Origin of the sequence: Methylocystis sp. SB2, assembly GCF_049817085.1 — a bacterium.
Classification (GTDB): Bacteria; Pseudomonadota; Alphaproteobacteria; order Rhizobiales; family Beijerinckiaceae; genus Methylocystis; species Methylocystis rosea.
Genome location: NZ_CP187401.1, coordinates 2,343,130 through 2,362,102 on the forward strand (window position 1 = coordinate 2,343,130; position 18,973 = coordinate 2,362,102).

An 18,973-nucleotide genomic window follows, 5' to 3' on the forward strand; every position below is an offset into this window, starting at 1 on the left:
CATAATATTTAAGGCACGACGCCAGTTCCAACGAACGTCGCTGGGCTGTCGCCAACAGGGGCGATGCTGGTCTTCAGCAGGTGAGCAGACATGATAACGCCAATATGCGAAAGCGGCCAGGCGATTGCGATCAAATAGCCGATATGACTGTATCCATAGCGTGAGCGCATGTCCTGGATCAGAACAGCGCCAAGGATGCGGCGAAACTCCGCGAGCTGTCCACCGAGCCTCGTATAGTAATCCCGTCCGAGCGATTCAAAAGCTAGGCTCAACATTTTACTCCCACGTGCCCACGAAGTACGAAATCGCAGAGGAGCCAGGGGGAATGATGAAGCCGATGCTGAGCTGCGCCGCACTGCCTAGACCCCCAGCATCCCGTTCGCCTCAAGATAGGCGATGATCTGATCGGCGATGGCTTCGGCCGAGCGCTCGGCTGAACTCAGCTTCAATTCGGGAAACTCCGGCGCTTCATAGGGCTGATCGACGCCGGTAAAATTCTTGATCTCGCCGGCGAGCGCGCGCTTATACAAGCCCTTGGGATCCCGCTCCTTGCACACATCGAGGGGCGCGTCGATGAAGATCTCGATGAATTCCTGTTCGCCGACCAGCGTTCGCACCATCCGCCGCTCAGCGCGGAAGGGGGAAATAAAGGCGCAAAGCACGATCAAGCCCGCGTCGACCATCAGTTTCGCGACTTCTCCCACACGACGGATGTTTTCGACGCGGTCGGCTTCGGTAAAGCCGAGGTCCTTGTTGAGGCCGTGCCGCACATTGTCGCCGTCGAGCATCAGCGTATGGGCGTGACGTTCGACAAGCTTGGATTCGACGAGATTGGCGATCGTCGATTTTCCCGCGCCGGAAAGCCCGGTGAACCATAGGACCGTGGGCGTCTGATGTTTGAGACGCGCGCGCGTCGCCTTGGAGACGGATTGCTCCTGAAGATGGATATTCGTGGCGCGTCGCAGCGGAAAGGCGATGATCCCTGCGGCGGCGGTCGCATTGCTGAAGCGATCGATCAGGATAAAGGCGCCCGTCGTGCGGTTTTCATCGTAAGAATCAAAAGCGACGGGCGCGGCGGTCGCGACGTTGCAAAAGCCGATTTCATTGAGGCTCAGCGTCTTGGCGGCGCTCTTTGCGCCAGTATCGACGTCGAGCTTGTGTTTGATGTCTGTCACGCTCGCGGCAAGAGACCGGCCATTGATCTTCATCAAATATGAACGGCCAGGCATAAGGCTCTCGTCGCTCATCCAAATGAGATGCGCGGCGAATTGGTCGGCGACGTTCGGGCGCGTGGTCGGATGGCAGAGAACGTCGCCGCGAGACGCGTCGATTTCGTCGGCGAAGGTCACCATGACCGAGTCCGGCGCAGCGGCGCTGAACAGATCCCCGCCCATGGCGACGATACGCGCGATGGTGGTTTTCCGTCCGGAGGCTGCCGCCACGATTTCATCGCCGACCTGAATTCGGCCGGAAGCGATGGCGCCGGCGAAGCCGCGGAAAGCGTCGCTTCGGCGATTGACCCATTGCACCGGCAGCCGCAGCGGCGCATCGCCGCCATCAGTCTCGACGTCGGCGTTTTCAAGATAGGTCAAGAGACTGGGGCCGTCGCGCCACGGCATATTCGCCGAGTCGGCGACGACATTGTCCCCATGGCGGGCGGAGATGGGGATTGCTTCGACGGAGCGAAAGGCGAGCGATGCGGCGACGCTTTCAAATTCGCCGACAATTCTTTCAAACACGGCTTCGTCGTAATCGACAAGATCCATTTTGTTGACGGCCAGCACGATGTGCCGGACGCCAAGGAGAGAGGCGATCGTCGCATGTCGCCGCGTCTGAGTCAGCAGCCCCTTGCGCGCGTCGACGAGCAGTATGGCCAATTCGGCGTTCGACGCTCCCGTCGCCATGTTGCGCGTATATTGCTCATGACCAGGCGCGTCGGCCAAAATGAACGAACGCGCCGGGGTGGAGAAATAGCGGTAAGCGACATCGATCGTGATGCCTTGCTCGCGTTCGGCCTCAAGTCCGTCGACAAGCAAAGCGAAATCGATCTCCTCGCCCAAAGTGCCGTGCCGCAGCGAGTCGCTGCGCAGAGCGGCAAGTTGATCGTCGAAGATCAGCTGACGTTCATAGAGCAAACGCCCGACGAGCGTCGACTTGCCGTCATCGACCGATCCGCAGGTCAAGACCCGCAAAGTGGGCCGCGGCCGGCTTGGCTGGGCTTTTGCGAGGATTTCCGCATCTGCGATAAAGGGAGCGGTCATCAGAAATAGCCCTCGCGCTTCTTTCGCTCCATCGACGCAGACTCGTCGAAATCGATCAGCCTGCCTTGACGTTCAGAGGTCGAGGCCTGTCGCATTTCCGCGATGATCGCCTCCAGCGTATCCGCCTCGGATTCGATCGCTCCCGTCAGCGGGTAGCAACCAAGCGTTCGAAACCGCACGCGCCGCGATTCGACCACTTCATCTGGCGCCAGTGGAAACCTTTCATCGTCGACCATGATGTAAGCGCCGTTGCGTTGAACGACTGGCCGTTCCTTTGCGAGATAAAGAGGCACGACCGGGATGTTTTCCGCGGCGATGTAGTCCCAGACGTCGGTCTCGGTCCAATTCGACAGCGGAAAGATCCGCATAGTCTCGCCGGCTCCCAAACGAGTGTTGAAAATCCGCCAAAGTTCGGGGCGCTGAGTCTTAGGATCCCATCCGTGCGAAGCGGTTCGATGCGAGAAGACGCGCTCCTTCGCCCGACTTTTCTCCTCGTCGCGTCGCGCGCCGCCGAAGGCCGCGTCGAATCCGCCTTCGTTCAGCGCTTGTCTGAGCGCCTCGGTTTTCATTGCTTGCGTGTATGCGGATGAGGAGCATGTGAAAGGCGAGACGCCGCGCTTTCGCCCGTCTTCATTCGTATGAACGATTAATGCCATTTCGACGCGCGCCGCGGTTTGGTCGCGGAACGCAATCATTTCGCGAAACTTCCACGTGGTGTCGACATGCAACAGCGGGAAGGGCGGCTTGGCTGGGTAGAAGGCCTTGAGCGCGAGATGCAACATCACGCTCGAATCCTTGCCGATGGAATAGAGCATCACCGGACGCCGGAACTCGGCCACCGCTTCGCGCAGAATGAAAACCGCTTCGGCTTCGAGCCGGCGAAGATGGGGCGTGAGGGGCATTCTTCCTCAAAATTAGCAATGATCTCATCATGTTGGTCGTCAAAGGAGTCGAAAGTATGTTACACTTGCTTGGCAAAAGGCTGGCTTGAGCGGCCTCAGCAGGTTCCCGGGACGCGCCAACTCTGCGCTCGTCAGCGAGCAGTTCGCACCGCTCTGAGATAGCGCTCAAATCCTCATAGGGTTGAGCGATCGGGGGAGGATCCGGGGGTCCCCCGTTCGAGCCGGGGTGGCGCGGTTACTATGTCCACAGCCCAGCAATGTCGTGGGCTGCTTCCGGCATGATCCGGTAGCCGCGGATTTTTCAAGTCAGCCGGCGCCGCCGATCTATGTCGTGCGCTTCAGCCTACTGATTGGCGAGCACGCCCTTCCCTAAAAGGGGTGGCGGGAGCCGTGTTCGGCTCGGGCCTGATGACGGCGACCAACCCGCCGATTGAGGCTGACGGGCGCTTACGCGCCCGTCCAGACGCTTATAGCAGAGCGCCTTCCGAGATCGCCCGAAGGCCAAAGCCGAGAGCGATGATTCCCCATCCTTTGAACAGCAAATCGATGCCCAGGAAGGTGCCGATCGCCCACAGCCCGGTGAATGGCCATCCGGTCACCAACAGCGCGCCCAGCAGCAGCGCGACGCCGCCCTGCAGGAGATACATCCACAGACCGTCGATCTGGGAGGTCAGCGCAAAACCGATGACGAGTATGCCTTCGGCGATGAAATAGAAGGCGATGAGAAGCGTGATCGCCTCGGCGCTGATCGCCGGGCGCGTCAGCAGCATGATTCCGACGATCGCCAGAAGAACCGCCCAGATGACGTGGACGAAGAAATCTGTCCACAGACCCGCGGCCGAAAAGGCGAAGATGAGAACCGACACCGCGCTGACGATGAGCAGCGCGCCAAGAAAGCCGACCGCGATGAACGTTGCCATTCTGGCTCGGATGATTGCGAGGATTCCAAGCGCCCCGACCAATATTCCAAGGGCGATGACCCAGCCCCAGTGAACGGCGAGGACATCGGGGGCGCCTGAAACGAAAGAGTCAAACTGTCGCTGCATCTAAGGCTTCCATGGTGAGATGAGGAAAGCGGAATCTTTGCCGATTAGACGCAAATAGCAAGCCGATAATTGTGACCGCATGATTTGACCGACAGCAGCGTTCGGGTCCGCGCCGAAATCTCGAAGAGCGGGACTTGGCTCTCGTCTCAGCCGCCATCCGCCCGCCGCCCGTCCTGAGCGGCCCCTTTCAACGCCCTTCGCTGTCGAGATGCGCCATCTGCGCCTTCGCGTAGCGCTCTCCGGAGACGGAAGACGCGAGATTCTCCAAAGCGGACAGGTCCTCGCGATCGAGCGTCAACGCGAGCGCGCCGAGCGATTCGGCGAGCCTGTCGCGCCGTCGCGCGCCGATGAGCGGCACGACGTCGTCGCCGCGCGACAAAACCCAGGCGATGGCGACCTGCGCGATCGTTGCGCCCCTGGCGTCGGCGATGCGCTTGATTTCCTCGACGAGCGCCAAATTCTTTTCAAGGTTTTCGCCCTGAAAGCGCGGAATGCTCGCGCGAAAATCTCCTCTTCCTGTTTGCGCGCCGGCTTGCCAGTGGCCGCTGATCAGTCCGCGCGACAAGACGCCATAGGCGGTGAGGCCGATCCCGAGCGCGCGGCACGTCGGAAGGATCGAGCTTTCGATCCCCCGCGATATCAGCGAATATTCAATCTGCAGATCGGCGATTGGATGTACGGCGGCCGCGCGACGGATCGTCTCCGGTCCGACTTCCGAGAGTCCGATAAACCGCACATGGCCCGCCTTGACCATGTCGGCGACGGCGCCGACAGTCTCCTCGACCGGCACGTTTGGATCGAGTCGTGCCGGGCGATAGATGTCGAGATAATCGACCCCAAGTCTCTTCAGGCTGTAGGCGAGCGCGGTTTTCACCGCGGACGGCCGCCCATCAAAGCCGATCCAGTTCCCGTCCGGATCGCGCTGGGCGCCGAATTTGACGCTGAGGATGACGCCGTCGCGCGGGCGGCCGCGCAGCGCCTCCGCGATCAGCATCTCATTGTCGCCCATGCCGTAGAAGTCGCCGGTGTCGAGCAATGTGACGCCAGCGTCCAGAGCGGCGTGAAGGGTGGCGACGCTCTCCGCGCGATCCGACGCGCCGTAAAGGTCCGACATGCCCATGCAGCCAAGCCCGATGGCTGATGCAATGGGGCCGTTCGCGCCAAGCTGGCGAGTGATCATCGAGTACCTCTTTAGAATTCCATGTCGGGCGACTGCGGCTAGGCGTGCGCCGAACTACGATCCGCCAATGCTGGACTTCACCGTCAGAACGAATGAAACTCAACCCACGCCAAAATTTAGGGACTAAACGGCTGGGCCGCCTGATCTATCGCGTAACAGTTCGCGGAACGGTCTCGCCACCCTAGCGGGTCTGGACAAGTCGTTGCGCGCTTTCTATAAGCCCGACACATCGCGTCCGCGCGAGCCCAGGTAGCTCAGTTGGTAGAGCATGCGACTGAAAATCGCAGTGTCGGTGGTTCGATCCCGCCCCTGGGCACCAGAACACTATTTTAAATCAAATATTTAATTAAGATTGCGAATTTCTCGCGGCCAAACCGCGTTGAGCTGCGAACTCTCAAGAGTCCCTTGAGATGTAGGTTCGCGAGCGCGGCGGAAATATTTGTGTCGTTAACTGAAGCAGCGTCAGCCGATTTCCGCGCATCCTCATCAATTTGCATGATCACAACCGCGCTGAGCGAACTATGATTTGTCAGTAGCTCACGAGCGGCGTGCAAATGAGAGGACGAGGGATCATGACGCAGGTCGCAGTAAATTTGAAAACGATCGACGTCCGGAAGGCCGAACTGCAGCCAGTCGCGGGCGACGACATCAAGACGCTGCAGGCGTTGCTGAATCTCTTCCTCACCGCCGGCGATATCGGCGAGGATGGCAGTCCGATCCTGCCCCTGGTTCTGGACGGGACCGCCGGCGCGAATACCAAGCAAGCGCTGCTCGCCTTCCAAACGGCGGCCCATCTCGCCAAGGACGCCATCGTGGGCCCGCTGACGTGGAGGAAGCTCATCGAGCAGGACTTCTAAACGCGAGCGACCGATGAACGAAGGGAAACTCGACATGCCGGCGACGATCAAACCAGGCGATACCGGAGATGACGTGAAGCGACTTCAACGAGTCTTCGCGCGCAACAAGGCTTTAGGACCAGACGAGGTCGACGGAGTCTTCGGACCGCGCACGGAACAGGCGGTGAAGGATTTCCAGCAATCGAACGGACTGGTCGCGGACGGCGTCGTCGGGCCGATCACGTGGAGCCGCGTGCATCCCTACCGCGAGGCGTCGCCGACGCTTCAGGCCGCATCCTCAGGGCCGGTGGTGGCCAAGCTGCAAGGCGTGCTCAAGACGGGCTTTGGTTACACCGGCGCCATCGACGGCATTTTCGGCCCCACCACCGAGAACGTCGTCCGTCAATACCAGACTAACGCCGGGCTCCCGGTCACTGGCGTCATGGACGAGCGGACCTGGATGGCTCCCGCCGGTGCAGCCGGCGCGACGCTCGAGAGCCTCTCTGGTCTTATACTTTAACCGCCGCTCGTGTCGCGTATTCGGCGCGGGGCTTCCGTCGATCGCGACGCTCTTCAAGCAGGGCTCCTAATTTTTATTCCATGAATTGCGGGGAGGCGTAAATGTCTGGCAGCATCAGCCCTTGGCCAGTGGTCAAGACCAGCTCTAGCGAACATCCCACAAAGACGCTGCAATATCTGTTGCGGGCGCGCGGACATAACGTCGTCGTGGATGGCGTGTTCGGTCCGCAAACCGACGCGGCGGTAAAGGCATTTCAAGCAAGCCAGGGATTGTCCGCGGATGGGATTGTCGGCCCAACCACTTGGACGGCCCTCGTCGTGCAGGTCAAAAAAGGAAGCCAAGGCGACGCGGTTAAGGGGGTGCAGGAGGAATTTCAGTTCCGAAACCTCTCTGGCGATCCCAGCAAGGGACCGAAAGTCGATGGAATTTTCGGACCCGTGACAGACGCATCGGTGCGTGGTTTTCAGCAAGCGCTTTCGCTCGACATCCCTTCGGTGAAAGTGGACGGAATTGTCGGTCCAGTTACTTGGCAGGCTCTGGTGAGCGGCATGCTTTCTTTTTAGCGTCGGTCCAAACCGATCATTGGTGAGAGGCCGCAGCGCAATTTAACTTATGTTTTTTTGGCAGGAGGGTATGCCATGGCAGAACCAGTACTGAAGAAAGGATCTAATGATCCCGCCGTGCGCGACCTGCAAGAGGCCTTTAAATCTCTCGGATACGATGTCGGCCCCGTTGACGGAGTCTTCGGGGCGAAAACTGAGAGCGCCGTTAAGAAGTTTCAGCAGGCGCGGGAGATCGCGGTTGATGGCGTGGTGGGCCGAGTGACGTGGATCAACATTGACGAAGCTGATCAAAGCCACCCCGTGCTGAAGATCGGCTTGACGGGCCTACCCGTTCGTCGTCTGCAGAGCCGAATGAGCGCTGTCGGTTTCAACACCGGCGGAGTCGACGGGCGCTTTGGCGCCACGACTGAAGCGGCAGTCAAGAAGTTGCAGCACGATTATCACCTAGACAGTGACGGCATCGTTGGTCTGAAGACTTGGCAAGTCGTTGACGCCCTGGAGAATGAGGGAGGCGTAAGCTAATCTGATCACGATTTAGCAGCCATATTGCGCTTCCGACCTCGCCATCCCCGCGCCGATCCTGCCGGGCGAATTGGTTAACGGCGCGGATATAGCTATATTGAAGGGACGCAGCCGAGGACGGTGATCGCCCATGCCTCCCAGAATCCGACAAATCCTGATCATATTTGCCTCAGCAGCGGCTGGGGCCGGCCTTGCCGGATGCGCCAGCACGCAGACGCCTGCGACGCTGAGCGCCTCCGCCGTTGCGCCGACGCCTCGCAGCGATCCTGCCGCGCCGGGGGGACGCATCGACGCCGTCGCCGTCCAGGGCGGCAATCTCTACGGCGAGATGAAGGACGCCGGCTTCGTCGTTCCAGCGGTCAGACCCGGCCTCGTCGATGCAGCATTCCATCGCGCCAACGTCGCCTACTCGACCAGAGAAGCTCCAGGGACGATCGTGGTCGATCCTGCCGGACACTATCTCTATTACGTCGAGGCGGGCGGCCGGGCGACCCGCTACGGCATCGGCGTTGGTCGCGACGGTTTCGCCTGGTCAGGGGAAGCGACGATCAAGAGCAAGCAGGAATGGCCCGACTGGTATCCGCCAAAGGAAATGATCGAACGCAGGCCCGACCTTAAAAAACAGCTGGTTGAGCTGCAAAGCGGTCTTGGCATGCATGGCGGTCCCGGCAATCCGTTGGGAGCCCGCGCGATGTATCTCTGGCAAGGGGATCGAGATACGCTCTTTCGCATCCACGGCACGAATGAGCCATGGACCATCGGGAAGAGCCAGTCGTCGGGCTGCATCCGGATGATCAATCAGGACGCGATGGATCTCTACCAAAAGACGACCCCTGGAACCCGAGTCGTGGTTCTTCCCGCCAAAGTGGCGCGCCGGTAGCCTCCCCGGCTAAAGCCGTTCCTGCCAACCGGTTGCGGATGGGATTTCGGCGGGCGCCCCTGATGATCGCGGGCGTTAGCCCGCTATCCGTCTGGCGCTCACGCTTGCAACGGAAATCCCGCCATCGGGCGAACTCCGCTCATGCCGCCGGATAATCCGTGTAACCCACCGGACCCTTCGTATAGAAGGTCGCCGGCTGGGGTTCATTCAACGCCGCATGCCTGCGAAGACGCTCGGGCAGGTCCGGATTGGCGATGTAGAGCTTGCCAAACGCCGCCGCGTCGGCGTCGCCCGCGGCGATCGCGGCTTCAGCTGTCTCTGCGGTATAGCCCTCATTGACGATATAGGCGCCGCCGAATTCCTTTTTGAGAAAGGGCCCGAGCGCGTCGGGTCCCGCATGTTCGCGGGCGCAGATGAAGGCGACGCCGCGCTTGCCGAGTTCACGCGCGACATAGCCGAACGTCGCCGCGGGGTCGGAATCGCCCATCGAGTGGGAATCGCCGCGCGGCGCCAGATGCATGCCGACGCGGCCTGGCCCCCAGACTGCGATCGCGGCGTCGGTCGCTTCAAGCATGAGGCGCGCGCGGTTTTCGACCGAGCCGCCATAGCGATCCGTTCGCCTGTTCGCGCTGTCCTGGAGAAACTGGTCGAGCAGATAGCCATTGGCGCCGTGCAGCTCCACGCCGTCGAAACCTGCCGCTTTGGCGTTTTCAGCGCCGCGCCGATAGGCCTCGACAATTTCCGCGATCTCGGAAAGCGCGAGGGCGCGGGGTATCGGATAGGGCTGATAGGGTCGCAAAAGGCTCACATGTCCGGCGGGCGCGATCGCGCTCGGCCCGACAGGAGGCGCGCCGTCGAGGTAGATGGGATGCGAGACGCGGCCGACATGCCAGAGCTGCAGCATGATCCGCCCGCCAGCATCGTGAACCGCCTCCGTGATCCGTCTCCATCCGTCGGTCTGCGCCTCCGACCAAATCCCCGGCGTGTCGGGATAGCCGACGCCCATCGGCATGATCGATGTTGCTTCAGTGAGGATGAGGCCAGCGGCAGCGCGCTGCACATAATAATCCCCCATGAGCGCGTTGGGGACGCGCCCTTCGCTGGCGCGGCAGCGGGTGAGAGGCGCCATGATGATGCGGTTCGGCAATTCCATCTCGCCGATGCGCACGGGTTGAAACAAGATCGACATTGGGACGCTCTGCCTATGTGAGGACCTAATTTTCAGGGAAGGAGTTCACGTGCTCGGCTCCGCGCGCCGAGCTTTACAAACGCCAAGCATCGTCTCAGCCTAGCCTTTGAACCGTTGAGACACACTGAAAGCTTCTACGGGATTTTCCGAGACTGACAATGCCGCGCGAGGCGTCTGATGCGAACATCGAAAGACTGGAGTGAAAGATGAGCAAGACCCTTCTCAGCGACTGGACCCTCGTCGCGTTCAAACAAAGGGAGGAAGAGCGTCGTGGAGAAGAAAATCGTCGCGTATCAGAGCAGGCTCATACGGCCTCGTTCGCGCCAGCCGAGGCGCCGCCGCGTGACAATGAGATGCTGCGCAGCGAATGGACCATCGCTGCTTTGCAGAAAAGATTTGCCGCTCTGGAGCAAAGACTCGCCGCTGTGGAACAAAGTGAAGAAGAGCGCCGGCGATCTGAACACATCGAGGCCGCGGCGCGCGCCCGGCGACAGGAAGAGCAGGAACAGGTCGTTTTGGGGACCTCGACCGACACAGCTCCTGATCAGAGTCAGGCGCAGTGGCAGGAGGTCGAACAACCGCAATTTGTTCAGGCCGAGGTTGAACCGCGAGAGGCGGGAGCGATCTTACACGCCCACGAGCAAGTATTTGAGCAAAAAGCCCCCGAAGTTGTAAGAGACAGTCAAGGATACAAAAGCCGTTTCGAAGTCCATCCTGCTCCCCGTCGCGGGATCGTTCGGACGATCGCGTACAGGTTCGTTTCTGTCGTCATCACGGCGTTGATCGCCGCAGCGGTAGGCTTCGGGATCGCCGTTTTCACCGTGCCGATCGAGAAAGCGACGCAGTTCCATACTTACGTAAATCGCGCGCTCGTCGGTTTGCACGACAAATACCGAGTCGAGCGGCGCACGCCTCCCGCTCCTCAACCCGATCAGGGACGTTCGTCATCCCCTGATGGATCTCGCTGAGATGGGCAAGAACGTAGATAAGAGGAATGCTACAAGCAGGAATTGCGTCAGCGTGCGAATTTCGCGCCGCTTAGTCGGCCGCTTGGAGCAATGCAGCTTCAAGCGCGGCGTCGAGATATCGCCCGACCTCAGTTACGCGTTCATCGTCGAACTGCCCGAAGAGCGATGACGGCTGGTCATACTCGAAGACCGGCCTCCCATCTTCATCTTCAAACAGCACGACACGTAGCGGCGCATAGAGAGCAGCGGCGAGACGATGACGCGTCATTTTGGATGCGGTTAAGGGATTGCCAATCTCGTATTGAATCGCGTTGCGGCGTCCTCCAGCGATTTGCAATAAGGCGCCATGGTCCCGGACGAGGAAGATTGATAGCTTTGGACCGGCGTCTTCGGAGGCCTTAACCGCTTGCTCGTCGCTCTGGCTCAACTGTTCGACGATTTGCGCATCGAGCTCCGGCAGCACCGCTTCGAGTTTTTCACGAACCTGCGCAAACGTCTTTGTCGAGCGAATCGTGATGTGCTTGATGGCGACTGTTTCTGCCGTGACCTCTGCTTTGATCATCATGCCTTCTCCTGCTTCGTGATGCGTTGCAGTTGAAATATGAGCATCGAATGCCGAGGCTTAAAAAAAACCGGCCCGCTGTATACGTCCGAAAGGAAGCGAGGGCCCTCTGCCAAACTCGGAACCGAGCCAATGACAGAACGGTCTCACTTGCGCCTGCTATCTCGCCAGAGCAGGTCATTCGGCGTCGCAGTCCCGACTGGATCGTCGGGCGGCTAGTTCGTGCAGCGTTCGGACAGAAACTTCGCGTCGATCGTGAAGCCAGAGCGATTCCCCCTCGCCGTCGCCTTGGACTGCGCGCGATACCAGCTCTGGAAATCGCCGGTGAACAGCAGACTCGTGACGTCGCGCGCGTCCTTCGCGCCGCATTCGATCGTGACGATGATCTGATCATTCGCGCGCGTAACTGAAGGCTTCGCGCGACTTTCGTCCTGGGCGCCGATGATGCTGTCGCCCTCTTCGATGCAGACGTCATTGGTCTGCAGCCCGATCTCCGGCGAAATCGTCGAAATGCGCCAAAGGCCCGGCCGGCGCTTCGGCAGTTCAGCGTCGCTCGAAAGGGCAGGCGAATGCGCGCCCGCCAAAAACCAGAGAGCGACGACGAGACCGGAGGAAACAAGTTGTGAGCGTTGCATCTCCCTTCCTTATCGCGAAAGCGCATGGCGATCTACGTGCTGCCGGCGCCGTGGCCGATGCCTGCCGCTGTCTCCCCGCGTACTCGGGAGATTGTCCTGTTGCGTCTGTTGCGCCGCCGTACATAGCTTTGCAGAGTCATGGTGCCGGGGATTCGCGGGATGAGTTCGCCCAATCTGAAGCGCGTCGGTCGCGAACTCTTATTTGTCGCGTGCGCGCTCCTCTTTGTCGCCGCGCCCTTGTGCGCCTTAGCTGCGGAGATGACTCGCGCCGAGATCGAACATAAGGTCGCCGAAGCGCAAGGTAAGCCGGTCGATCTTTCAAATCTCGATCTTTCAGGCGTCGATCTTTCCGGCCTTGACCTGCATGGCGCGGACTTCTTCTCCACCAAGCTCGCGGGCGCGAAGCTGGCGAAGGCCGATCTGTCGGGCGCGAATTTCACGCGCGCCGATTTGCAGAACGCCGACTTCTCGGGCGCTCAGATGAAGGCCGCGACGCTTTACGCCGCGCTTCTCGATGGCGCCAGTTTTGCCGATGCCGACCTCGCGAATGCGCGCATCATCGGCGGCGGGAAGGGCGTCAACTTTCGCAATGCGAAGCTGATCGGCGCGGATCTCGGTGCCGATCCGGCCAATCAGGGCATGGTTCCCGTGCGCGCCGAACTCCCCGACGCCAATTTCGACGGGGCGGATCTTACGCGCGCCAATCTCACCCATGCGGTTCTTACCGGCGCCAGTTTCACCGCGGCGGTCGTCACCGGCGCGCGTTTCGACTATGCCGTCCTCGACGGCTCGAACCTTTCGATCGGGCGCTGACTCCTGCGGCGTCATGCCAAACTTTCCTGCGTTGTCAGGGAATATTACCGCGAGACGCAAAGAGAAGGTTGCATTAAGTGCGCCGTATCCGACACCAACGCCTCTACATGATGAGCGCCAAAGGTCCGCCATCCTGTCTGGCTATGCTGGTCGCTCTGCTCGCATTCTGCCTGATCGGTCCTACAGCCGATGCAGGCGAAATCGAACGCGGCCGCTATCTCGTCGAAGCGCTGACGGCCTGCGACAATTGCCATACGCCGCGCGGCCCAGCTGGCTATGATCTCTCCAGTCGTTTCTCCGGCGGCGCGCAGACATTCTCCGACAAATCCTATGTCGTGCGCAGTCCCAACATCTCTCCAGATAGAGAGACCGGCGTCGGGGCATGGAGCGACGAAGAATTGCGCGCCGCGATCGTCGACGGCGTTGGCCGAGATGGCCGCCTTGCGCCCGTCATGCCGTCGGACTCCTACAAGCCGCTGACCGCGCGCGATCTCGACGCGATCATCGCCTTTCTGCGCTCGGCGACGCCGATCCACGCGCCGCTTCAGGCGCCGCAGCAGCGCAGCGGCGAATGGACGCCTCGCCTGATGCCCGGAGCGGCGGCGACCTTTGATGAATTGTCTCTTGCCGACAAAAACACGCGCGGCCTCTATGTCGCGTCGCTCGCCCGTTGCCTGTCGTGTCACAGCGAGGAGGTCGACGGCGCGCCTGATTATCAAAATCGTCTCGGCGCGGGCGGAAAGACCTTCCGCAACGCCGCCGGCGTCATCGTCGCCTCCAACATCACGTCGCATCCGGTAAAGGGCGTCGGCGCCTGGTCGGACGATGATTTGAGGCGCGCGATCACACAAGGCGTGGCGCGCGACGGCGCGCCGCTGAAGCCGCCCATGTCGACGCTCTCCAAAGCGCATTTTTCGAAAATGTCGCCCGATGATCTCGACGCGCTCGTCGCCTGGATACGGACGATTCCGCCAAAGGAATGAGCTAGCGCGGCTTCGAAGCTGCGTCGCGGATCGCCTCGGCGAGTTCGCCTTCGAAAAGCATCGCAGAACCGTAATGCGTCTCGATATCGAAGGGCCGCTTCTGATTCATGTCGAGCGAAGCGCTGTGCATGGCGATCAGGCGGCCGTCTTCGGTGAAAAGGCCGGAACCCGAGCCGCCATAGCCGTCATTGCAGTCGTGACGCACGCGACGAATGTGACCTTCGGTGGGTTCGTCGACGCGATAAACATCGCATGATTCAGTACTGGCCACGAGACGTGTGTTGGAATGTCCGGCCGGAGAGACCATCACGACCTTGAAGCGCGCGCCGGTGGCGACATCGCTGACGTCCGGCGAGGGCTGGGGTTTCACGGTTTCAGGCGTTGGCTGAAGCAGACGCAGCAAGGCCCAGTCGTCTGTGATGTGCAGAGCTTTCGAATCGACGGACGCGCCGATGCGCAGGCTGTTCTCATCGAAATAATAGTCGCCGCCAGCGATCCTGAAGAAGCAATTCGTCACCGGATGCGTTGGGACGAGACGCCGGTCGACGAAATTATGCGCGTTCATCACGACGAGGTCATGCGAACCGACGAGCCAGGCGGCCGCCGCGCGCTCCAGCGTTCCGAAATCCGAGTAACACATGAGCACGCCGGCGCCAGCGAAGCGACTGGCGTCCGCCTCCGTCATCGCTTGCCGCCGGTCGTCGGGGTAAAGCGCGGCGTGCGCTGTTTGCGCGCCGATACGCGCAAACGTCACGCCGAGCAGCATGAGCATGACCAGGGCGGCGACCAGAAAAGCGGTCGAGCGCAGAATCGCCGGAGTGAACAGGCGATGGCGGCGCGCAGGCGAATTCATTGGCGCGACAGGTTTTGGCATTCGATGCTTCTGATGATGAGGGGATGACCGGCCTTCAACAAAAGCTGTGCGCGATTTTGCGTCAAGCGCCGCGACATCGGGAAGCATGGGCAGCAAACATGCCGATCTTTCCCGAGATACATTACCGATAAATCGTGAAGACTCGGCCTTGCGCATAAACTTATATGCCGGCGGATCGTCTCTCGAATTTGCGCGCGAACGCGCAGCGAGAATAAGCGACCGTCAATGAACCACGGCGGCTGCATTTTGCCGTCTATTTGCGGGGCGACGTCGCCGTCGAAGACGCCATGAAGGCGTCCGGGCGAGGTTGCAGGAGGACTCGTCGATGAGGAAACTGCTGAATTCCGTGTCCCTGTTGTCCGTGCTGATCGCGGCGCCGATCGTGACGATGTCCGCTGCGACCGCCGAGGATAAGCTCGAAGCTCTGACCAAGAGCGAAGACAACTGGGCCATGCAGGGCAAGAACTACAGCTCCAACCACTACAGTACGCTGACCCAGGTCAACGCCGATAACGTCAAGAACCTCAAGGTCGCCTGGTCGTTCTCGACCGGTCTGCTCAGCGGTCACGAAGGTTCGCCGATCGTCATCGACGGCAAAATGTATGTTCACACGTCTTTCCCCAATAATACGTTTGCGCTCAACCTCGACGACCCGACCCGCATTCTCTGGCAGCATAAGCCCAAGCAGAACGCCGCGGCGCGCGCCGTCGCCTGTTGCGACATCGTCAATCGTGGTCTCGCCTACTGGCCCGGCGACGGCAAGGCGCCCGCGCTGATCGTGAAGACGCTGCTCGACGGCCACGTCGTCGCGCTGAACGCCAGCACCGGCGAGGAATACTGGAAGATCGAAAACTCCGACTTCAAGGTCGGCTCCACGCTGACCGTCGCGCCGCACATCTATAAGGACATTGTGCTCATCGGCAGCTCGGGCGCCGAACTGGGCGTGCGCGGCTACATGACCGCCTATGACGTGCGCACCGGCGAGCAGAAGTGGCGCGCCTATGCGACCGGCCCGGATTCGGATGTTCTGATCGGCGACGACTTCAACAAGGCCAATCCGCATTACGGTCAGAAGGGCCTCGGCACAGCAACTTGGGAAGGCGACGCCTGGAAGATCGGCGGCGGCACCAACTGGGGCTGGTTCGCTTACGATTCGGGCACCAACCTCGTCTACTACGGCAGCGGCAATCCGGCGCCGTGGAATGAAACGATGCGTCCTGGCGACAACAAGTGGACGATGACCATTTGGGGCCGCGACCTCAACACGGGCGAGGCGAAGTTCGGCTATCAGAAGACGCCGCACGATGAATGGGACTACGCCGGCATCAACTTCATGATGCTCAGCGAGCAGAAGGACAAGGACGGCAAGCTGCGCAAGCTGCTGACCCATCCCGATCGCAACGGCATCGTCTATACGCTCGACCGTACCGACGGCACGCTGGTCTCCGCCGACAAGATCGATGACACGGTCAATGTGTTCAAGAAGGTCGATCTGAAGAGCGGCCTGCCGGTGCGCGATCCGGAATATGGCACGCGGATGGACCATCTCGCCAAGGACATCTGTCCCTCGGCGATGGGCTATCACAACCAGGGCCTCGACTCCTACGATCCCAATAAGGAGCTGTTCTTCCTCGGCGTGAACCACATCTGCATGGACTGGGAGCCCTTCATGCTTCCCTATCGCGCGGGTCAGTTCTTCGTCGGCGCGACGCTCAACATGTTTCCGGGTCCGAAGGGTGATCGTCAGAAGGCTGAAGGCCTCGGCCAGATCAAGGCCTACAACGCCATCACCGGCAAGTTCAAATGGGAGAAGATGGAGCGCTTCGCTGTTTGGGGCGGCACCGCCGCCACGGCCGGCAATGTCGTCTTCTACGGAACGCTCGACGGCTTCATCAAGGCCCGTCACAGCGACACCGGCGAACTGCTGTGGAAGTTCAAGCTTCCGTCCGGCGTCATCGGACATCCGATCGTCTATCAGCACAAGGGCGTCGAATATCTCGCCATCATGTATGGCGTCGGCGGTTGGCCGGGCGTTGGCCTCGTGTTCGATCTCCAGGATCCGACGGCCGGCCTCGGCGCGGTTGGCGCCTTTAAGCAGCTCGCCAACTACACGCAGATGGGCGGCGGCGTGATGGTGTTCTCGCTCGACGGCAAAGGCCCCTACGACGATCTGAGCGTGGGCGAATACAAGGCGAACTAATCGCCGCTCGTTCCATCGATCTCTTCCGCCTGAGGCGGTTACGAGACGCCTGTTCGGACGCGCCCCCATGCGTCCGAACAGGCGATCGAAATGATCACGGAAAGAAAGCTATGTCGCGATTCACTCGCTTGCCCGTCGGCGCATGCTGTGCGCTCTTCGCCGTTCTTGCGGCCATGAGCGCAGAAGGCGCTTCGCTCGGCGTTACTGGCGACGCCGTCTCGAACGCCGCGACCGCTTCGACGGCAGAGCCGTCCGATCCCAATACGCTTCGCATCTGCGCGGCGAAGAACCAGCCGCCGCTCTCGATGGAAGACGGCTCGGGACTTGAGAACAAGATCGGCGTTGCGCTCGCCGACGCCATGAAACGCAAGGCCCAATTCGTATGGTCGCAGCAGCCGGCGATCTATCTCGTGCGCGATTCTCTCGACAAGAAGCTCTGCGACGTCGTCATTGGACTCGATACCGGCGATCCGCGCGTCGCGACGTCGAAGCCGTACTATCGCACCGGCTATGTCTTTGTCAGCCGCGCCGATCGCGACCTCGACATCAAATCATGGTCCGACGCACGTTTGAAAAAGCTTGGCCACATCGCCGTCGCGTTCGGCTCTCCGGGCGAAACGCTGCTCAAGGATATGGGCAAATACGAAGACAATATGGCCTATCTCTATTCGCTGGTGAATTTCAAATCGGCGCGCAATCAATACACGCAGATTGATCCCGCCCGCATGGTTGGCGAGGTGGTCAGCGGCGCTGCTGATGTCGCGGTCGGCTTCGCGCCCGACGTCGCACGTTACGTCAAGGCGTCATCGACGCCGCTGCGGATGACGCTGATCGAAGACGATGCGGCGAAGAGCACTGGCGAAAAAGTGCCGCAGCGCTTCGATCAATCGGTCGCGGTGCGGCGCGACGACAAAGCCTTGCTGACTGAAATCGATCAGGCGCTCGTCGCCGCTCGGCCAAAGATCGATGACATTCTCAAAGCGGAAGGCGTTCCTCTTCTTCCCGTCACCCAATGATGCGCCGCGCGCAAACGAAAAGCAGGACGAAATACGTGTCGAATAGCAAAAGAAGCGTTTCCCTGTCCCTCATCGGCGCCGCGGCCTGTTTGGTTGCGCTCGGCGCCATCGCGCAGACCGCAGGGATCACATTCCGCAACACGATCACGGGCGAGGTGCTGAACTTTGATGACGCGCTGCCGGAGGGAAAGGACACCGCGGGCGTCAAGGAATTCATGACGTCGGGCAAGAATCCCTATAACGAGGATTCAAGCTGTCTGAAGCTGGGCGAACAGCTCTTTCTTTCCGCCTGCTCCGGCTGTCACGGCCACCTCGCCGAAGGAAAGATCGGCCCCGGCCTCAACGACGCCTATTGGACCTATCCGCAGAACGAAACGGACGAAGGTCTGTTCTCGACGATCTATGGCGGCGGGCAAGCGTCGATGGGGCCGCAGTACCAGAACCTCACGCTCGATGAGATGCTGAAGGTCATGGCCTGGATCCGACATCTCTTCAAGGAAGCGCCGGAGAAGGCGAGCTGGCTGACGGACGCTCAGCGCAAGTCTTTCAAACCCTACGCGGGTCACGAAACCCTGCCGGACAGCCCGCCTGGAAAGTGCCAGGAGAAGGCGAAGTAAGTTCTACGCCGCCGTCGCCGGAGGCGCAAACACCGAGGCGCAAGCCTCGCAAAAAGGAGGAAACAGGGATGCGTAAGATGCATTTCGCCGCGGCGCTCACCGTCGGCATTCTATTTGGCGCCGGAAGCGCGCTCGCCTATGACGGCACCAAGTGCAAGGCGCCCGGAAATTGTTGGGAACCCAAGCCCGGCTTCCCGGACAAGGTCGAGGGGTCGAAATACGATCCCAAGCACGACCCGAAGGAAATCGCCAAACAGCAGGCGTCAGTTCAGGGTATGGAAGAGCGCAACAAGAAGCGGGTCGAGAACTTCAAGAAGACCGGCAAGTGGGAATATGACGTGAGCAAGATTGCTCAATAAGTTTCATCGCGACAAAAGCGCGATGATCTAGCGGCCACGATCTGGAG

21 protein-coding genes and 1 tRNA gene are annotated in these 18,973 nt (G+C 60.6%); 13 read left to right on the forward strand and 9 right to left on the reverse strand.

What is annotated here, in order from left to right:
* Window positions 1–8: 8 nt before the first annotated feature.
* The 5 genes from ACPS74_RS11450 to ACPS74_RS11470 form a co-directional block, all read right to left on the reverse strand.
* Window positions 9–275 (reverse strand): hypothetical protein, encoded by a 267-nt coding sequence (locus tag ACPS74_RS11450; protein WP_029649342.1) that lies wholly within the window; start codon window positions 273–275, stop codon window positions 9–11.
* An 84-nt stretch (window positions 276–359) separates the two neighbouring features.
* Window positions 360–2,261: a sulfate adenylyltransferase subunit CysN gene (gene cysN / locus ACPS74_RS11455; RefSeq protein ID WP_029649340.1), complete on the reverse strand. Its 1,902-nt coding sequence runs from the start codon at window positions 2,259–2,261 to the stop codon at window positions 360–362.
* Complete coding sequence (cysD, locus tag ACPS74_RS11460; protein ID WP_029649337.1) at window positions 2,261–3,163, reverse strand: sulfate adenylyltransferase subunit CysD; 903 nt, start codon at window positions 3,161–3,163, stop codon at window positions 2,261–2,263. The genes cysN and cysD overlap by 1 nt, the downstream gene beginning before the upstream one ends.
* A 467-nt stretch (window positions 3,164–3,630) precedes the next feature.
* A complete protein-coding gene (locus ACPS74_RS11465) occupies window positions 3,631–4,083 on the reverse strand; it encodes an HdeD family acid-resistance protein (protein WP_018406686.1) in 453 nt (150 codons plus the stop codon).
* A 313-nt stretch (window positions 4,084–4,396) separates the two neighbouring features.
* On the reverse strand, window positions 4,397–5,389 hold the full coding sequence (locus tag ACPS74_RS11470) for an aldo/keto reductase (RefSeq protein WP_029649335.1): 993 nt from the start codon (window positions 5,387–5,389) through the stop codon (window positions 4,397–4,399).
* A gap of 243 nt (window positions 5,390–5,632) precedes the next feature.
* Between ACPS74_RS11470 and ACPS74_RS11475 the strand changes: the two genes are divergently transcribed.
* The 6 genes from ACPS74_RS11475 (at window position 5,633) to ACPS74_RS11500 (ending at window position 8,710) form a co-directional block, all read left to right on the forward strand.
* Window positions 5,633–5,708: transfer RNA gene (locus ACPS74_RS11475), tRNA-Phe, on the forward strand.
* Between the two features lie 253 nt (window positions 5,709–5,961).
* On the forward strand, window positions 5,962–6,246 hold the full coding sequence (locus tag ACPS74_RS11480; protein WP_029649332.1) for a peptidoglycan-binding domain-containing protein: 285 nt from the start codon (window positions 5,962–5,964) through the stop codon (window positions 6,244–6,246).
* 13 nt (window positions 6,247–6,259) lie between these two features.
* Window positions 6,260–6,745: a peptidoglycan-binding domain-containing protein gene (locus ACPS74_RS11485; protein ID WP_029649330.1), complete on the forward strand. Its 486-nt coding sequence runs from the start codon at window positions 6,260–6,262 to the stop codon at window positions 6,743–6,745.
* A 101-nt stretch (window positions 6,746–6,846) separates the two neighbouring features.
* Window positions 6,847–7,308, forward strand: a complete 462-nt coding sequence (locus ACPS74_RS11490; RefSeq protein WP_029649328.1) for a peptidoglycan-binding domain-containing protein — start codon at window positions 6,847–6,849, stop codon at window positions 7,306–7,308.
* Window positions 7,309–7,383: 75 nt separating this feature from the next.
* Window positions 7,384–7,830 carry a peptidoglycan-binding domain-containing protein gene (locus ACPS74_RS11495; RefSeq protein WP_157055215.1) on the forward strand — a complete coding sequence of 149 codons (447 nt, stop codon included), beginning with the start codon at window positions 7,384–7,386 and terminating at the stop codon, window positions 7,828–7,830.
* 130 nt (window positions 7,831–7,960) lie between these two features.
* Entirely contained in the window at window positions 7,961–8,710 is a 750-nt protein-coding gene (locus tag ACPS74_RS11500) for a L,D-transpeptidase (protein WP_029649324.1), read from the forward strand.
* Between the two features lie 139 nt (window positions 8,711–8,849).
* On the opposite strand, the gene ACPS74_RS11505 is transcribed toward ACPS74_RS11500, so the two are convergent.
* Complete coding sequence (locus ACPS74_RS11505; RefSeq protein WP_029649322.1) at window positions 8,850–9,899, reverse strand: alkene reductase; 1,050 nt, start codon at window positions 9,897–9,899, stop codon at window positions 8,850–8,852.
* Window positions 9,900–10,105: 206 nt separating this feature from the next.
* Between ACPS74_RS11505 and ACPS74_RS11510 the strand changes: the two genes are divergently transcribed.
* Complete coding sequence (locus ACPS74_RS11510; RefSeq protein ID WP_055725709.1) at window positions 10,106–10,867, forward strand: hypothetical protein; 762 nt, start codon at window positions 10,106–10,108, stop codon at window positions 10,865–10,867.
* A 70-nt stretch (window positions 10,868–10,937) separates the two neighbouring features.
* Here ACPS74_RS11510 and ACPS74_RS11515 read toward each other — a convergent pair whose 3' ends face one another.
* A complete protein-coding gene (locus ACPS74_RS11515) occupies window positions 10,938–11,432 on the reverse strand; it encodes a DUF302 domain-containing protein (RefSeq protein ID WP_244471408.1) in 495 nt (164 codons plus the stop codon).
* Window positions 11,433–11,644: 212 nt separating this feature from the next.
* Window positions 11,645–12,064, reverse strand: coding sequence for a DUF3617 domain-containing protein (locus tag ACPS74_RS11520; RefSeq protein ID WP_029649315.1), 420 nt, complete (start codon window positions 12,062–12,064; stop codon window positions 11,645–11,647).
* A gap of 159 nt (window positions 12,065–12,223) precedes the next feature.
* On the opposite strand from ACPS74_RS11520, the gene ACPS74_RS11525 reads away from it, so the two are divergent.
* Window positions 12,224–12,877 carry a pentapeptide repeat-containing protein gene (locus tag ACPS74_RS11525; RefSeq protein WP_029649313.1) on the forward strand — a complete coding sequence of 218 codons (654 nt, stop codon included), beginning with the start codon at window positions 12,224–12,226 and terminating at the stop codon, window positions 12,875–12,877.
* A 77-nt stretch (window positions 12,878–12,954) separates the two neighbouring features.
* Window positions 12,955–13,860: a cytochrome c gene (locus ACPS74_RS11530; RefSeq protein WP_239753634.1), complete on the forward strand. Its 906-nt coding sequence runs from the start codon at window positions 12,955–12,957 to the stop codon at window positions 13,858–13,860.
* A gap of 1 nt (window position 13,861) precedes the next feature.
* Here ACPS74_RS11530 and ACPS74_RS11535 read toward each other — a convergent pair whose 3' ends face one another.
* On the reverse strand, window positions 13,862–14,734 hold the full coding sequence (locus ACPS74_RS11535) for a trypsin-like serine peptidase (protein WP_029649308.1): 873 nt from the start codon (window positions 14,732–14,734) through the stop codon (window positions 13,862–13,864).
* A gap of 325 nt (window positions 14,735–15,059) precedes the next feature.
* Between ACPS74_RS11535 and ACPS74_RS11540 the strand changes: the two genes are divergently transcribed.
* The 4 genes from ACPS74_RS11540 (at window position 15,060) to ACPS74_RS11555 (ending at window position 18,926) form a co-directional block, all read left to right on the forward strand.
* Window positions 15,060–16,934 carry a methanol/ethanol family PQQ-dependent dehydrogenase gene (locus ACPS74_RS11540; RefSeq protein ID WP_029649305.1) on the forward strand — a complete coding sequence of 625 codons (1,875 nt, stop codon included), beginning with the start codon at window positions 15,060–15,062 and terminating at the stop codon, window positions 16,932–16,934.
* Between the two features lie 110 nt (window positions 16,935–17,044).
* Window positions 17,045–17,950 carry a methanol oxidation system protein MoxJ gene (gene moxJ / locus ACPS74_RS11545; protein ID WP_029649302.1) on the forward strand — a complete coding sequence of 302 codons (906 nt, stop codon included), beginning with the start codon at window positions 17,045–17,047 and terminating at the stop codon, window positions 17,948–17,950.
* Between the two features lie 35 nt (window positions 17,951–17,985).
* Window positions 17,986–18,567 (forward strand): cytochrome c(L), periplasmic, encoded by a 582-nt coding sequence (gene moxG / locus ACPS74_RS11550; RefSeq protein ID WP_029649300.1) that lies wholly within the window; start codon window positions 17,986–17,988, stop codon window positions 18,565–18,567.
* Window positions 18,568–18,635: 68 nt separating this feature from the next.
* Complete coding sequence (locus ACPS74_RS11555; protein WP_029649297.1) at window positions 18,636–18,926, forward strand: methanol dehydrogenase [cytochrome c] subunit; 291 nt, start codon at window positions 18,636–18,638, stop codon at window positions 18,924–18,926.
* The last annotated feature ends 47 nt before the right edge of the window (window positions 18,927–18,973 follow it).

What these genes read in the sequence shown, in the direction of transcription:
- ACPS74_RS11540 (WP_029649305.1), top strand. Translation starts at nt 15,060, where the DNA reads ATGAGGAAACTGCTGAATTCCGTGTCCCTGTTGTCCGTGCTGATCGCG.
- ACPS74_RS11520 (WP_029649315.1), bottom strand. Translation starts at nt 12,064, where the DNA reads ATGCAACGCTCACAACTTGTTTCCTCCGGTCTCGTCGTCGCTCTCTGG.
- ACPS74_RS11490 (WP_029649328.1), top strand. Translation starts at nt 6,847, where the DNA reads ATGTCTGGCAGCATCAGCCCTTGGCCAGTGGTCAAGACCAGCTCTAGC.
- ACPS74_RS11535 (WP_029649308.1), bottom strand. Translation starts at nt 14,734, where the DNA reads ATGCCAAAACCTGTCGCGCCAATGAATTCGCCTGCGCGCCGCCATCGC.
- ACPS74_RS11515 (WP_244471408.1), bottom strand. Translation starts at nt 11,432, where the DNA reads ATGATGATCAAAGCAGAGGTCACGGCAGAAACAGTCGCCATCAAGCAC.
- ACPS74_RS11510 (WP_055725709.1), top strand. Translation starts at nt 10,106, where the DNA reads ATGAGCAAGACCCTTCTCAGCGACTGGACCCTCGTCGCGTTCAAACAA.
- ACPS74_RS11525 (WP_029649313.1), top strand. Translation starts at nt 12,224, where the DNA reads ATGAGTTCGCCCAATCTGAAGCGCGTCGGTCGCGAACTCTTATTTGTC.
- ACPS74_RS11450 (WP_029649342.1), bottom strand. Translation starts at nt 275, where the DNA reads ATGTTGAGCCTAGCTTTTGAATCGCTCGGACGGGATTACTATACGAGG.
- ACPS74_RS11500 (WP_029649324.1), top strand. Translation starts at nt 7,961, where the DNA reads ATGCCTCCCAGAATCCGACAAATCCTGATCATATTTGCCTCAGCAGCG.
- cysD (WP_029649337.1), bottom strand. Translation starts at nt 3,163, where the DNA reads ATGCCCCTCACGCCCCATCTTCGCCGGCTCGAAGCCGAAGCGGTTTTC.
- cysN (WP_029649340.1), bottom strand. Translation starts at nt 2,261, where the DNA reads ATGACCGCTCCCTTTATCGCAGATGCGGAAATCCTCGCAAAAGCCCAG.
- ACPS74_RS11485 (WP_029649330.1), top strand. Translation starts at nt 6,260, where the DNA reads ATGAACGAAGGGAAACTCGACATGCCGGCGACGATCAAACCAGGCGAT.
- ACPS74_RS11495 (WP_157055215.1), top strand. Translation starts at nt 7,384, where the DNA reads ATGGCAGAACCAGTACTGAAGAAAGGATCTAATGATCCCGCCGTGCGC.
- ACPS74_RS11505 (WP_029649322.1), bottom strand. Translation starts at nt 9,899, where the DNA reads ATGTCGATCTTGTTTCAACCCGTGCGCATCGGCGAGATGGAATTGCCG.
- moxJ (WP_029649302.1), top strand. Translation starts at nt 17,045, where the DNA reads ATGTCGCGATTCACTCGCTTGCCCGTCGGCGCATGCTGTGCGCTCTTC.
- ACPS74_RS11470 (WP_029649335.1), bottom strand. Translation starts at nt 5,389, where the DNA reads ATGATCACTCGCCAGCTTGGCGCGAACGGCCCCATTGCATCAGCCATC.
- ACPS74_RS11480 (WP_029649332.1), top strand. Translation starts at nt 5,962, where the DNA reads ATGACGCAGGTCGCAGTAAATTTGAAAACGATCGACGTCCGGAAGGCC.
- ACPS74_RS11555 (WP_029649297.1), top strand. Translation starts at nt 18,636, where the DNA reads ATGCGTAAGATGCATTTCGCCGCGGCGCTCACCGTCGGCATTCTATTT.
- ACPS74_RS11465 (WP_018406686.1), bottom strand. Translation starts at nt 4,083, where the DNA reads ATGGCAACGTTCATCGCGGTCGGCTTTCTTGGCGCGCTGCTCATCGTC.